The organism is Variovorax sp. 38R (assembly GCF_014843395.1).
Taxonomy (GTDB): Bacteria; Pseudomonadota; Gammaproteobacteria; order Burkholderiales; family Burkholderiaceae_C; genus Variovorax; species Variovorax paradoxus_H.
Genome location: NZ_CP062121.1, coordinates 3,129,745 through 3,142,085, shown reverse-complemented (window position 1 = coordinate 3,142,085; position 12,341 = coordinate 3,129,745). Strand labels below are relative to the sequence as shown.

Genomic DNA, 12,341 nt, shown 5'->3' with positions numbered 1-12,341 from the left:
AGTACGATTGCTGACCGTTCGAATCTAACAAGAGGGGACATTCTTGCCCACCAACAAAACCCTTGCGTCTGTCGCCCTCGGCACAGTGCTGCTGGCCGCCTCGGCGCACGCTGCCTGCCTCAGCGACACCCAGGTGGCCGACTTCGCCGCCGCGCAGGCGGCACGCACGCCGGCCGCCGACATCGAGAACCTCAACGAGGCCGATGCGGCCTGCACGCGCGCCAAGCTCAACGTGCTGCATGCGCGCAACCTGGGTGAAGTGTTCGGCTACAAGGCCGGCCTCACCAACCCCGCGGTGCAGAAGCGCTTCAACTACGACCAGCCGGTGTGGGGCGTGCTCTACCAGCGCATGCTGCTCGACAGCGGCGCGGTGGTCGATGCGGCCTTCGGCGCGCGGCCGCTGTTCGAGGCCGACATGCTGGTGCGCGTGAAGAGCGCCGACATCCACAAGGCCAAGACGCCGGCCGAGGTGCTGGCCAACATCGACCAGCTGATTCCCTTCATCGAGCTGCCCGACCTCGCGGTGCAGACGCCGTCGAAGCTCAACGGCCCGGGCGTGGCCGCGATCAACGTCGGCGCGCGGCTCGGCGTGCGCGGCCTGCCGGTCGATGTGCCAACCACGGCCGACGGCCAGTCCTGGATGCTCGAAAGCCTGCGCGACATGCGCGTGGTCATGAAGGACGGGCAGGGCAAGGAACTGGCCACCGGCAAGGGCTCGGACATCCTCGAGCACCCGCTCAATGCCGTGGTGTGGCTGGCCGGTGCGCTGGCCAAGGAAGGTATCGCGCTGAAGCCGGGCGACCTGATCAGCCTGGGCTCGTTCTCGCCGCTGCTGCCGCCCAAGGCCGGGCTGACGGTGGTGGTGAGCTACGAAGGGCTGTCGCGCATGCAACCGGTGGTGGTGTCTTTCAAGTGAGCATTACGACCACAACACCGAACCGCCTCACGCAGCCCGCACTCACGACGAAGATGGCCGGCGTGGTCGAACGCATGGGGCGCGCGGGCCATCCGCCGCTGGACCGTCTCACGCCCGACGAAGCCAAGGCCTCGTACGAAAAAGGCGCGGGTGTGCTCGAGGTGCCCAAGCCCGAGTTGGCGCGCATCGAAGACTTCCACATCGCCGCGCGCGACGGCCACGCCATTCCCGCGCGGCTGTATGCGCCGTCGGCCGAGGTGCTGCCGGTGCTCGTGTACTTTCACGGCGGCGGCTTCACGGTCGGGAACATCCGCACGCACGACACGCTGTGCCGCGTGCTGAGCCAGAAAAGCGGCTGCGCGGTGGTGTCGATCGACTACCGGCTCGCGCCTGCGCACAAGTTTCCGACCGCATCGAACGATGCCTGGGACGCCTTCCATTTCGTCGCCACGCAAGGGGCGAGTCTCGGCCTCGACGGCGCGCGCCTCGCGGTGGGTGGCGACAGCGCCGGCGGCACGCTGGCGGCCGTGTGCGCGATCCTGGCGCGCGATGCCGGGTTGCCGGTGGCGCTGCAGCTGCTGATCTACCCCGGCATGGCCGCGCACCAGGACACCGAGTCGCACCGGCGCCATGTCGACGGCCCGCTGCTGACGAAGGCCATGATCGACTTCTTCTTCGGCCAGTACGTGAACACGCCCGCCGACCGCGACGACTGGCGCTTTGCGCCCTTGCTGGCCGACGACGTCGACGGCGTGGCGCCGGCCTGGATCGGGCTGGCCGAGGCCGACCCCGTGGTGGACGAAGGCATCGCCTACGCCGACAAGCTGCGCGCCGCGGGCGTGGCGGTCGACCTGGAAATCTACCGTGGCGTGATCCACGAATTCATCAAGATGGGCCGGGCGATTCCCGAAGCGCTGCAAGCGCAGAACGACGCGGCCCGCGCACTGAAAGAGGCATTGACCCCATGAGCGACCACACCAACGACACCCCCGCGCGCGCGGACTTCCGCTTCTTCCACCGACTGCGCGTGCGCTGGGCCGAGGTGGACATGCAGAAGATCGTCTTCAACGCGCACTACCTGATGTACTTCGACACCGCCATCGCCGACTACTGGCGGGCGATGGCGCTTCCTTATGAAGAGGCCATGCTGGAACTGGGCGGCGACCTGTACGTGCGCAAGGCGACCATCGACTTCCGCGCCTCGGCGCGCATGGACGACGTGATCGACGTGGGCATGAAGTGCGCGCGCATCGGCAATTCGTCGATCGTGTTCCAGGGCGGGCTGTTCCGCCAGGACCAGTTCCTGGTCGGCTGTGAACTCGTCTACGTGTTTGCCGACCCGGCCACGCAGACCTCGAAAGCGGTGCCCGCAGCGCTGCGCGAGACGCTGATGGCCTTCGAGGCCGGCGAGCCGATGCGCACGGTCGAGACCGGCGACTGGGCCGCGCTCGGCGAAGGCGCGAGCGCGCTGCGCCGCGCCGTGTTCATCGAGGAGCAGAACATTCCCAAGGAGCTGGAGTGGGACGCGCACGATGCCGTCGTGCTGCATGCGGTGGCGCGCAATCGCATCGGGCAGGTCATCGGCACCGGCCGGCTGCTGGCGGCCGAAGACGGCGTGTCGCACATCGGCCGCATGGCGGTGCATCGCACCTTGCGCAGCGGCGGCCACGGCGCAGCCGTGGTGCAGGCGCTCGAAGACGCGGCCCGCGCACGCGGCGACCGCGAAGTGGCGCTCAACGCGCAGCGCAGCGCCGAGCGCTTCTATGCACGGCTCGGCTACGCGGTGCACGGCCAGCCTTTTGAAGAAGCCGGCATTCCGCACATCGAGATGCGGCGCGCGCTGCGCTGAGCAAGCCGATCAGTAGCGGGCTGGCGGGTCCGGCACGTAGCCCGGGTCCGAGCCCGGGAACGGCGACGGGCGCGGCCAGCGCTGCGGCATCGGAATGACGCCCGCGGCGACCAGGTTCTCGCGGCTGTCGTAGCGGATGCGGATCACCTCGTCGGGCTGCGAACTGGCGCGCTCGAAGGTCGTCTTGCCGACGTACGAGGTTTCGCGCCGGCCGTGGGCCGTGCCCAGGCTTGGGCTGGGCGCCGACTGGCGGGCCATGGCGCCGGCGGACGACTCGGCGGCCATGTCGGCGTTGCCAGCGGGCGGGGCCGCCTTGGCGCGCGCATCGCCCATCGACGACGGTGGCGGCGGCGCCTCGCTGCGCCGTTCGCGGTTGCTGTTGCCGCCGCTGTACTCGTCGCGCGACGGATAGGGCGTCACGACCGGCGGTGGCGGTTCCGGCCGGCGCTCGCGGAACATCGCGACGCCGATCACGCCCACGTCGTCGGGGCGGCCCGTGCGGCTCGCGTAGGAGTTGCCGGCGGCGGCGAACTCGAAGGCAGCGATCTGCGAATCGCTCTTGCGCCAGCCCGTGATGTCGCTGCGTTCGCGCGGGCCGAACACATAGCCGTTCTGGCCGATGCCGGCGGTTTCGCCGGTGACGACGTTGACGCCGTCCACCGACATCACGGCCATGACGCGTTCGCCCATCGCGTTGCGCGCCCGGATCGCGTAGCGCGCGCCGGGCCGGCCGGCCACCCAGTACTCGCCGCGGTGGCGGTAGACCGGCAGCTCGGCGCCGTTCGTGCGGTCGACGATGCTGATGTGCATCAGGCCGCCGATGCGGCTGGCCGGCGGCGGTGCGTAGGGCCGGACAACCGGGCTTTCCGCCCCCGCCGACAGCGCGGTCAGGGCCAGGACGGTGGTGAGGAGAAGTCTGCGTTGCATCATGGTGGCTTCCTTGCCAGGAGTGGATCGATGCAGGTTTCTACGGCGGGGCCTCGCGAACGGGGTTAAGCGCCGCGCAAAAAAAATGGCGCTGTCGTGAGACAGCGCCAAGCGCCCCCGGAAACAAGACAGGGACGCAGGGGGAATCAGATGTCTTCGAGCAGCGGGTACGGCAGCGGATCGATCAACAGCACCGGCCCGTCGGGCGTGCCGGCGTGCAGGCCGCCGGCTTCGAGCGCGGCGATCTGGATGGAGATGAGCGCCGACCAGCCGCCGTCGGGCGCGAGCGCGGCCTGGGCCACGGTGCCCACGGGCTGTTCGGCGTCGTTGGCCGCAAACACCTCCTGGCCCGCGGCCAGCGGCGCGTCGGTCTGCGCGATGTAGGTGCGGCGCTTGAGCGTGCCGCGGAACTGGCTGCGCGCCACGATTTCCTGCCCGGGGTAGCAGCCCTTCTTGAAGTTCACGCCCCCCACCGACTCGTAGTTGATCATCTGCGGCACGAAGGCCTCGATCACCGGCGTGGTTAGCGTGACGATGCCGCTGCGCACCTCGCTCCACGGCCACAAGGCGGCGTCGAGCGTCGGGCCCACGGGCGCCTTCTGGCCGGCCGGAGCGATCCACAGCGCGCGCGGCACGCCGTCGGCCGGGTAGAGCGACACCACGCTGATGTCTTCGCCGATGGCGGTGCGGCGCCCGGGCGGCAGGGCTGCGTCGAGGCCGTTGGCCGTCAGGGCGGTGCCGGCCACGCCGTGCAGCGCGAACTGCTCGGTGGCGTCGGTGAGCTTGACCTTGGCGCGCAACACATACATCGACAGGCGCTTGAGCGTGGCCGCCAAAATGTCGCGGCTGCACACCAGCAGGATGAGTTCGGGTTGTGGACGGATGCCGATGAAGCTGGCGATCACGCGGCCCTTGGCCGTGCAAAGCGCCGCCAGGCGGGCCTCGGTGGCGCCGAGCAGAGAAAAATCCTGCGTGAGCTGGCCGTGCAAAAAGCTGGCGGCATCGGGGCCTTCGGCGCGAATCACGCCGAGGTGGGGCAGGGTGCTCACCCCGTTGAGAACGACTGTGGTCATCGCTGAATTATCATGGCCGTGCCTGTTCCTTCGGGGCGGCAGGGATTCCCCGTCGCAGCGATGGGGCCGGTCTTTCCCGCGGGTCTGTGTCCATCGTCTGGCAGGCCCTTTTTCTTCCTCCGTCTTTTCCTCGGATTCGTGCGCAGCTTCTTTCTCACGCTCTTCCTGCTCGTGGCCCTGGCCGTTCTGGCGCTCGGCGGCGCCGGTCTCTGGTGGGTGCACCAGCCGCTCAAGTTGCCGACGCCCAGCGTCGACCTGTCCGTGGAACCCGGCACCACGCCGCGCGGCATCGCCCAGGCCGTGGCCGACGCGGGTGCCGACGTGCAGCCGCAGCTGCTGCACTGGTGGTTCCGCATCTCGGGGCAAGACCGCCAGATGCGCGCCGGCAGTTACGAACTGGAACGCGGCGTCACGCCCAAGCTGCTGCTCAACATCCTGGTGCGCGGCGAGGAAGCCACGCGCAGCGTGGTGCTGGTCGAGGGCTGGAACATCCGCCAGGTGCGCGCCGCACTGGCCAAGGCCGAGCAGCTCAAGCCCGAAAGCGCGGGCATGACCGAAGACGCGCTGATGGCCGCGTTGGGCAAGCCGGGCCTGCACCCCGAGGGCCGCTTCTTCCCGGACACGTACACCTATTCGAAGGGCTCGACCGACATCGCGCTGCTGCAGCGCGCCATGCGGGCCATGGACAAGAAGCTCGAAGCCGCCTGGGCGGCGCGTGCGGCCGATTTGCCCCTCAAATCGGCCGATGAGGTGCTTATTTTGGCCAGCATTGTCGAAAAGGAGACAGGCAAGGCCAACGACCGCGCAGAGATTGCCGCCGTCTTCACCAACCGGCTGCGCGTCGGCATGCCGCTGCAGACCGACCCGACCGTGATCTACGGCATGGGCGCCGCCTTCGACGGCAACCTGCGCAAGCGCGACCTGCAGACCGACACGCCCTGGAACACCTACACGCGCGGTGGCCTGCCGCCCACGCCGATCGCGATGCCCGGCAAGGCCGCGCTGCTGGCGGCCGTTCAGCCGGCGCAGAGCAAGTCGCTGTATTTCGTCTCGCGCGGCGATGGCACGAGCCAGTTCAGCAGCTCGCTCGACGACCACAACCGCGCGGTCAACCGCTACCAGCGCGGCGGCAGCAGCAGCCCCCAACCCAAGGCGACCCAATGAGCGACACCAGTCTGTTTCTGACGCTGGAAGGCATCGACGGCGCGGGCAAGTCCAGCCACCTCGACGCGCTGGAAGCCCGCTTCAAGGCACAAGGCCGCACGGTGGTGCGCACGCGCGAACCCGGCGGCACGCCGCTGGCGGAGACGCTGCGTGGGCTGGTGCTCGAACAGCCGATGAACCCGCTGACCGAATCGCTGCTGGTGTTCGCGGCCCGTTGCGACCACATTGCGCAGGTCATCGAGCCGGCGCTGGCACGTGGCGAGGTCGTGCTGTGCGATCGCTTCACCGACGCCACCTTCGCCTACCAGGGCGCGGGACGCGGCTTCGACACCGCCGTGCTGTCGACGCTCGAGCAGTGGGTGCAGGCGGGCCGGGCCGGTGTGCCGGCGTCGCAACTGCTGCAGCCGCAACTGACCGTGTGGTTCGACCTCGCCCCTGAAATCGCCGCCCAGCGCCTCGCCGGCGCGCGCGTGCCCGACAAGTTCGAAGCCCAGCCCGTCGAGTTCTTCCGCCGCGTGGCGCAGGGCTATGCCGCCCGCGCTGCCGCCGATGCGTCGCGCTTCGTACGCATCGACGCGAGCCAGGTCCGCGACCAGGTCTGGCAGCAGATCGACACGGCGCTGGTGGCGCGTGGCGTGCTGTCGCCGGTGCAAGGAGCCGCGCAATGAGCGAGCCGGTGAACACGCTGACCCCCTGGCTGCGCCAGCCCTTGGCCGAGCTGCTGCGCCAGCGCGGCCATGCCTGGCTGCTGCAAGGCCCGTCGGGCATCGGCCAGTACGAACTCGCGCTGGCGCTCGCCGCCGCCTGGCTGTGCGAACAGCCGGTGGAGGAGGGCGGTGCCGCCTGCGGCCACTGCCCCAGCTGCCACGCCATCGAGGTCCGCACCCATGCCGACTTGTGCGTGCTGATGCCCGAGGTCGCGATGCAGGAGCTCGGCTGGCCGCTCGACGAAAAAGCGCAGTCCGACATCGACGACAAGAAGCGCAAAGCCAGTCGCGAGATCCGCGTCGAGGCCATGCGTGACGCGGTCGGCTTTGCCCAGCGCACGAGTGCGCGCGGTCGCGGCAAGGTCGTGCTCGTGTATCCGGCCGAGCGCATGAACACCATCACCGCCAACGCGCTGCTCAAGACGCTCGAGGAGCCCGTCGGCGACGTGCGCTTCGTGCTCGCCAGCGAGGCCGCGTGGCAACTGCTGCCGACCATCCGCAGCCGCTGCCTCGGCTTCACGCTGCCATGGCCCGAAACCGCCGAGTCCGAAGCCTGGCTGGTCGCACAAGACGTGCCGGCCGCCGACGCCACTCAACTGCTGCGTGCCGCGGGCGGACGGCCCAGCGATGCACTGCGGCTGGCGCGCTCGGGCCAGTCGCCCAAGGCGTGGTCGCTGCTGCCCAAGGCCATGTCGCGCGGCGACGTGGGCGCGCTGACCGACCAGGCGCCCGCCCAGGCCGTTGTCGCGCTGCAGAAGCTGTGCCACGACCTGATGGCCGTGGGCCACGGCGCCGAACCCCGTTTCTTCGATGCGGCCGACCTGCCGCCGGCCCCGCACAAGCTGGCGTTGGCGCGCTGGTCGAAATCGCTCGCCAGCGCCGCGCGAACCGCCGAACATCCGTTCAACGCCGGCCTCATGCTCGAAGCGCTTGTGAGCGAGGCGCGAAGCACCCTAAACTCTGCCGCTCGCCGCCCATGAACCCACCTGTCGCTCCTGCCGCCGCTTTGTCTGCCACGCCCGCCCGGCCGAGCGTCATTCAGCTCGCCATCAAGGAAAAGGGCGCGCTTTACGCGGCCTACATTCCGCTGTTTGCCGAAGGCGGCATCTTCATTCCGACCACGCGCGAGTACCGGCTCGGCGACGACGTCTACGTGTTGCTCACGCTGCCCGAAGACCCGCAGCGCTATCCGGTGGCAGGCAAGGTCGCCTGGATTACGCCGGCCCGCGCCGCCGGCAACCGGGCGCCGGGCGTCGGCGTGCGCTTTCCCTCGGACGAGAAGTCGCGCCAGCTGAAGGCGCGCATCGAAGCCGCGCTCGGTGGCTCCATGGCTTCCGACCGCGCGACCCAGACCATCTGAGTTCTTTCTCCGCCGCCGTCCCCGTGACGCGGAACTCCGGACACGGTGCGATCTCCCACAGGCGCGCCGCACTTCACCCTTTCCGATGTTCACCGACTCCCACTGCCACCTGACCTTTCCCGAGTTCGCGGACCAGATGCCCCAGATCCGCGCTGCCATGGCCGCCGCCAAGGTCGACCGGGCGCTGTGCATCTGCACCAAGCTCGAGGAGTTCGACGACGTGCAGGCCCTGGCCGCCCGCTACGACAACTTCTGGGCCAGCGTGGGCGTGCACCCCGACAACGAGGACATCGCCGAGCCCACCGTGGAAGACCTGGTGCGCCTGTCGGCGCGCCCGCGCGTCGTGGCCATCGGCGAAACCGGCCTCGACTACTACCAGATGGAAGAGCGCAAGGGCGGTCGCAGCATCGCCGACATGGAATGGCAGCGCGACCGCTTCCGCGTGCACATCCGCGCCGCACAGCAAACGCGCAAGCCGCTCATCATCCACACCCGCGACGCATCGGCCGACACGCTGGCGATCCTCAAGGAGGAGGGCGAAGACGGCGCGGGCAGGGCGGCCGGCGGCGTGTTCCATTGCTTCACCGAAACCGCCGAGGTGGCGCGCGCCGCGCTCGACCTGGGTTTCTACATTTCCTTCTCGGGCATCCTGACCTTCAAGAAGGCCCAGGACCTGCGCGACGTGGCAGCTTTCGTGCCGCTGGACCGCATGCTGATCGAGACGGACAGCCCGTATCTGGCGCCCGTGCCGTACCGCGGCAAGACCAACAACCCGTCGTATGTGCCTTTCGTGGCGCAACAGATCGCCGAACTGCGACACATGCCCATAGAGGACATCGCCAAGGCGACAAGCGACAACTTCGAAGCCTTGTTCAGGGAAGTCAAACTATGAAAAATTACTTTAAGAAGTCGATATATCTTGTTGTCATGGCTGCATCTTTTGCAGCACATGCCGGGTCGTTCGAAGACTTTTTCCGCGCCGTGCGCGGCGACAACGCCAGCGGTGTGCGCACCCTGCTGAACCGCGGTTTCGACCCGAACACACGTGACGAACATGGCCAGACCGGGTTGATGCTCGCACTGCGCGAGCCGTCGCCGAAGGTCATCGAGGTGCTGATGGCGTCGCCGCAGCTCAATGTCGACCTGGCCAACGCCAAGGACGAAACGCCGCTGATGCTGGCGTCGATCAAGGGCCAGCAAGACCTGGTCGTGCAACTGCTCAAGCGCGACGCCGCCGTCAACAAGACCGGCTGGACGCCGCTTCATTACGCAGCCAGCAGCGGGCAGCTGTCGATCATCAAGCTGCTGCTCGAGAACTACGCCTTCATCGACGCCCAGTCGCCCAACGGCACGACGCCGCTGATGATGGCCGCGATGTACGGATCGAACGAGGCCGTGAAGCTGCTGCTGGCCGAAGGCGCGGACACGGCGATGAAGAACCAGCTCGGCATGACCGCCGTCGACTTTGCGGTGAAGGCGAATCGGGCGGAGTCTGCGGAGCTGATCAAGGCGGCTGGGGATGCGAAGGCGAATGCGGTGAAGGCAGTGCCGAAGGATGGGAAGTGGTGAGCGCCGGCGGGCCTCATCAGCAATCCTGACGAAAAAGAGGCTGCACACGGTCGCCCAGGTAGCTGGACAACCACGTGCAGTGCTGCTCAAGGCTCTCCACCGGAATATGGTTTCCCAGCCATAAGGACTTCTCATCTTGTCCGGGCAGGCGCGTGACCACACTCAGATAGCCCGTTGTGGCGTAGGTGGTGAGCGTCGTGGGGGTCACTGAGCGAATGGACTCAAACGGGACCACGGTGGTGCGCGGCTTTCGCAGCGGCGCCATCTCGACGTAGCTGAGCTGCTTGGTTTTCGCTTCGAAGCGGAAGGCAACGATTGTTTTTCTCGAGGCCAAGGCCAGAACGATGAGCCCCGCGAGGCCACTCGTTCCGAACAGTGGAAACCAGATCGCCGGGTCTGCGAACACGTCGGATGAAAACGGGTTCACGCCATTCGCGAGCGAGGCGACGCTCGCCAGACCCAGTCCGAGAAGATAGACCGGGGTGACGATGGCAAGCCCTGCAAGGGAGGCGGCAGCCGCCAACAGCAGGGAGAAACGAGCGGTCGATCCTTCTGTGTCTGATTGCCAGGAAAAACAGAGGCTGATCTCTTTGCTGCTTCTGCGAGATGCCCGTCGATCGGCGGATGTCCGCTTCATGACTCGCTTTGTTCGGCAACGACGTTCGATGCCAACCGAGGCTCTTCGACGGTTTGGGATGCGGGCGGGCTCATGAATCTGACTGAGGGTTTTGGGCTTTCTCGAACTGTACGTCAGCCCACTTGGTGTCAACGCCAAGTTCAAATGTCGCACTGCCAGCCAAATAGAAATGTCGCATTCTTCCTTTTTGAAGGACTCCAGCGAACGCCGTGACTGCCTTGCCTTTGAGCGTGCACAGGCCTTTCAGCCGCAGGCCAACACGGTTGATTTCTTGGACGCTCGGCAGACCGCTTTGACAGCTTCGTTGAGATCTTGTGAGGTGAACTGCCTCGACCGTTTCGTCCCTGGCAAGGCCTTGGTGGAGTAGGGCGCCTGCCCCTGATTCGTGCGCGAGGGCGTGCTGGACTTCCTTCGATCGTCACGCTGCGCCTGGATCACCAGCGCAGCCTGCAAAGCGTGGCTCAGGCGCTTGTTCTCGACGATGGCAGCGGTGTCGACTTGCGGCAATCGGTCATAGCGCTCGTAGATCAGATTGGCTCCATCGGCTCGCAGTTCGATGCGCCCATCCGGGTACTCGTAAACATCGATGTACCGATGGATCAGCTTGCGGTTGGCCACCGTGTCCTTGAGCAGATAGATGATTCTGTCGTGCTGCAGCGTGAGCGACAGCGACACCTTGCGCTGCAGCCGCCAAGTGAACAGAAGTTCCAGATCCTCGTCGGCACGCACTGGCCGATGAGCGTCGAAGTCGCGCAACGGCGGCTTGGCGAAGCGGGCGTTGAAGTCCGCAATGAAGTGCGGTGCGAACGCATCCGCGGCCTTTTGCGTGCTGATGTCGCGCAGCCTCAACTCCTTGACCAGCCGGTCTTGCAGCGTCAAGTTGGCGCGCTCCACACGGCCCTTGGCCTGGCTGGAGTTGGCGCACATGATGTCAATGTTCAGCTCGTACAGCACGCGACCGAACTGCGTCGTCCCGCGCCCGAAGTCAGTGGAATCGCGCACCGACCGGAAGATGCTTGCCTTGTCACTGTAGAACGCCACCGGCTTGCCATGCTGTTCGATATAGCCTCGCGTGGCCTCGAAATACGCAAAGGCCGACTCGGTCGGCACGAAGTGCAATTGCATCAACCGGCTGGTCGCATCGTCAATGAATACCAGCAGCGTGCACGATGGCGCGCGGCCTTCGAACCACGCATGGTCGCTGCCGTCGATCTGGATCAACTCGCCGACGCACGCTCGACGGTTGCGAGGCTGGTGGATCTTGGCCGCGCGTTGTTTGCGGGGTGTCCACAGGCCGGCCGCCGTCATCAGCGCTCGCACGGTCTCGACACCGAGCGTCAGGCCGTGACGTTCGCTCAGCTTCTCGCAGGCCAGCGTCGGACCGAAGTCCGCGTAGCGCTCCCGGATCAGTCCGATCGCACGTTCGGCGATACCTGGCGCTAGTTGGTGGTTGCTCGGCCGGCCGCGCCTGCGCGAGACCAGGCCAGCGACACCATCCTCCTTGTACCGCTGAATCAGACGCTCAAGCTGTCGTCGACTCAGGCCCATGCGCTGCGCGGCCTGGCCCACGCGCGCCATCCGGTCGACCACGGCCTGAATGGTCTTGAGGCGATCGGCTTCGCGCATCGACATGGTGATAGTTGCCGCCGGTGTTGCCATCGCTGTGCCTCGGATCCAGGAGCTGGACCGGGGCAACAATGCGACATTTCTATTCGGGCCAAACGCGACATTACTATTTGGGGCCTACATCTGCGATTTACACAATGTGCATTATGTAAAATGACTTGCGCGAGTACGGACCCGTTTGCCGCTAGGTAGGGAGCGCGACGATTGGTACATGCGCATGTCCGAGGACCTTCAAATAAGGTACGCCTCCACGCATTTGATCGAGGTTCCGAATCCGCGCCCCCAATCTCCCTTTGTTGTCGGGGGACGGCGGGCCGAGTGGTAATCGCACTGCCGGACGTAGCTGGTATTCCCAATGTGTCCCGGAGAATCCCCTCCAGCAAAGCTCATACCTCCTCGCTAAAGCCCGCGGCTTGTCAAACCAATTGCTTCACAAGATTCCAAGCAATCGTTTTGACAGATGCACCCTTGCGCCCGCCTCCCCGGGGGAGCGGGAGTCGGCGCATGTCAAAA

General features: G+C 66.8%; 13 protein-coding genes. 9 read left to right on the top strand and 4 right to left on the bottom strand.

Annotated features, from left to right (window positions below; all coding sequences use genetic code 11):
• Positions 1-43 precede the first annotated feature (43 nt).
• The 3 genes from IG196_RS14385 to IG196_RS14375 are packed head-to-tail and all read left to right on the top strand — an operon-like array spanning position 44 to position 2,765.
• The gene (locus tag IG196_RS14385; RefSeq protein WP_192196678.1) at positions 44-916 is read left to right on the top strand and encodes a 2-keto-4-pentenoate hydratase; all 873 of its coding nucleotides are present in this window, start codon (positions 44-46) and stop codon (positions 914-916) included.
• Positions 917-969: 53 nt separating this feature from the next.
• Entirely contained in the window at positions 970-1,884 is a 915-nt protein-coding gene (locus IG196_RS14380; RefSeq protein WP_192197016.1) for an alpha/beta hydrolase, read from the top strand.
• Positions 1,881-2,765, top strand: coding sequence for a YbgC/FadM family acyl-CoA thioesterase (locus IG196_RS14375; RefSeq protein WP_192196677.1), 885 nt, complete (start codon positions 1,881-1,883; stop codon positions 2,763-2,765). The genes IG196_RS14380 and IG196_RS14375 overlap by 4 nt, the downstream gene beginning before the upstream one ends.
• Positions 2,766-2,774: 9 nt before the next feature.
• On the opposite strand, the gene IG196_RS14370 is transcribed toward IG196_RS14375, so the two are convergent.
• Both IG196_RS14370 and IG196_RS14365 read right to left on the bottom strand, forming a co-directional pair.
• A complete protein-coding gene (locus IG196_RS14370; protein WP_192197015.1) occupies positions 2,775-3,692 on the bottom strand; it encodes a hypothetical protein in 918 nt (305 codons plus the stop codon).
• Between the two features lie 146 nt (positions 3,693-3,838).
• Entirely contained in the window at positions 3,839-4,765 is a 927-nt protein-coding gene (locus IG196_RS14365) for a YgfZ/GcvT domain-containing protein (protein WP_192196676.1), read from the bottom strand.
• A gap of 138 nt (positions 4,766-4,903) precedes the next feature.
• On the opposite strand from IG196_RS14365, the gene mltG reads away from it, so the two are divergent.
• The 6 genes from mltG (at position 4,904) to IG196_RS14335 (ending at position 9,565) form a co-directional block, all read left to right on the top strand.
• Positions 4,904-5,929, top strand: coding sequence for an endolytic transglycosylase MltG (mltG, locus tag IG196_RS14360; RefSeq protein ID WP_192196675.1), 1,026 nt, complete (start codon positions 4,904-4,906; stop codon positions 5,927-5,929).
• Positions 5,926-6,597, top strand: coding sequence for a dTMP kinase (tmk, locus tag IG196_RS14355; protein ID WP_192196674.1), 672 nt, complete (start codon positions 5,926-5,928; stop codon positions 6,595-6,597). The genes mltG and tmk overlap by 4 nt, the downstream gene beginning before the upstream one ends.
• A complete protein-coding gene (locus tag IG196_RS14350; protein WP_192196673.1) occupies positions 6,594-7,616 on the top strand; it encodes a DNA polymerase III subunit delta' in 1,023 nt (340 codons plus the stop codon). The genes tmk and IG196_RS14350 overlap by 4 nt, the downstream gene beginning before the upstream one ends.
• A complete protein-coding gene (locus IG196_RS14345) occupies positions 7,613-7,996 on the top strand; it encodes a PilZ domain-containing protein (protein ID WP_101491526.1) in 384 nt (127 codons plus the stop codon). Before IG196_RS14350 ends, IG196_RS14345 begins: the two co-directional genes overlap by 4 nt.
• An 85-nt stretch (positions 7,997-8,081) precedes the next feature.
• Positions 8,082-8,888: a TatD family hydrolase gene (locus tag IG196_RS14340; RefSeq protein ID WP_101491525.1), complete on the top strand. Its 807-nt coding sequence runs from the start codon at positions 8,082-8,084 to the stop codon at positions 8,886-8,888.
• Positions 8,885-9,565, top strand: a complete 681-nt coding sequence (locus IG196_RS14335) for an ankyrin repeat domain-containing protein (RefSeq protein ID WP_192196672.1) — start codon at positions 8,885-8,887, stop codon at positions 9,563-9,565. The genes IG196_RS14340 and IG196_RS14335 overlap by 4 nt, the downstream gene beginning before the upstream one ends.
• A gap of 16 nt (positions 9,566-9,581) precedes the next feature.
• Here the strand turns inward: IG196_RS14335 and IG196_RS14330 are convergent, their stop codons facing one another.
• Positions 9,582-10,202 (bottom strand): hypothetical protein, encoded by a 621-nt coding sequence (locus tag IG196_RS14330; RefSeq protein ID WP_192196671.1) that lies wholly within the window; start codon positions 10,200-10,202, stop codon positions 9,582-9,584.
• A gap of 243 nt (positions 10,203-10,445) precedes the next feature.
• Entirely contained in the window at positions 10,446-11,834 is a 1,389-nt protein-coding gene (locus IG196_RS14325) for an ISNCY family transposase (RefSeq protein ID WP_225617035.1), read from the bottom strand.
• Positions 11,835-12,341: the final 507 nt, after the last annotated feature.

Coding starts and splice junctions, on each gene's coding strand:
- IG196_RS14325 (WP_225617035.1), bottom strand. CDS start 11,834: ATGTCGATGCGCGAAGCCGATCGCCTCAAGACCATTCAGGCCGTGGTC.
- IG196_RS14380 (WP_192197016.1), top strand. CDS start 970: ATGGCCGGCGTGGTCGAACGCATGGGGCGCGCGGGCCATCCGCCGCTG.
- IG196_RS14345 (WP_101491526.1), top strand. CDS start 7,613: ATGAACCCACCTGTCGCTCCTGCCGCCGCTTTGTCTGCCACGCCCGCC.
- IG196_RS14350 (WP_192196673.1), top strand. CDS start 6,594: ATGAGCGAGCCGGTGAACACGCTGACCCCCTGGCTGCGCCAGCCCTTG.
- IG196_RS14365 (WP_192196676.1), bottom strand. CDS start 4,765: ATGACCACAGTCGTTCTCAACGGGGTGAGCACCCTGCCCCACCTCGGC.
- IG196_RS14335 (WP_192196672.1), top strand. CDS start 8,885: ATGAAAAATTACTTTAAGAAGTCGATATATCTTGTTGTCATGGCTGCA.
- tmk (WP_192196674.1), top strand. CDS start 5,926: ATGAGCGACACCAGTCTGTTTCTGACGCTGGAAGGCATCGACGGCGCG.
- IG196_RS14330 (WP_192196671.1), bottom strand. CDS start 10,202: ATGAAGCGGACATCCGCCGATCGACGGGCATCTCGCAGAAGCAGCAAA.
- IG196_RS14370 (WP_192197015.1), bottom strand. CDS start 3,692: ATGCAACGCAGACTTCTCCTCACCACCGTCCTGGCCCTGACCGCGCTG.
- IG196_RS14340 (WP_101491525.1), top strand. CDS start 8,082: ATGTTCACCGACTCCCACTGCCACCTGACCTTTCCCGAGTTCGCGGAC.
- IG196_RS14375 (WP_192196677.1), top strand. CDS start 1,881: ATGAGCGACCACACCAACGACACCCCCGCGCGCGCGGACTTCCGCTTC.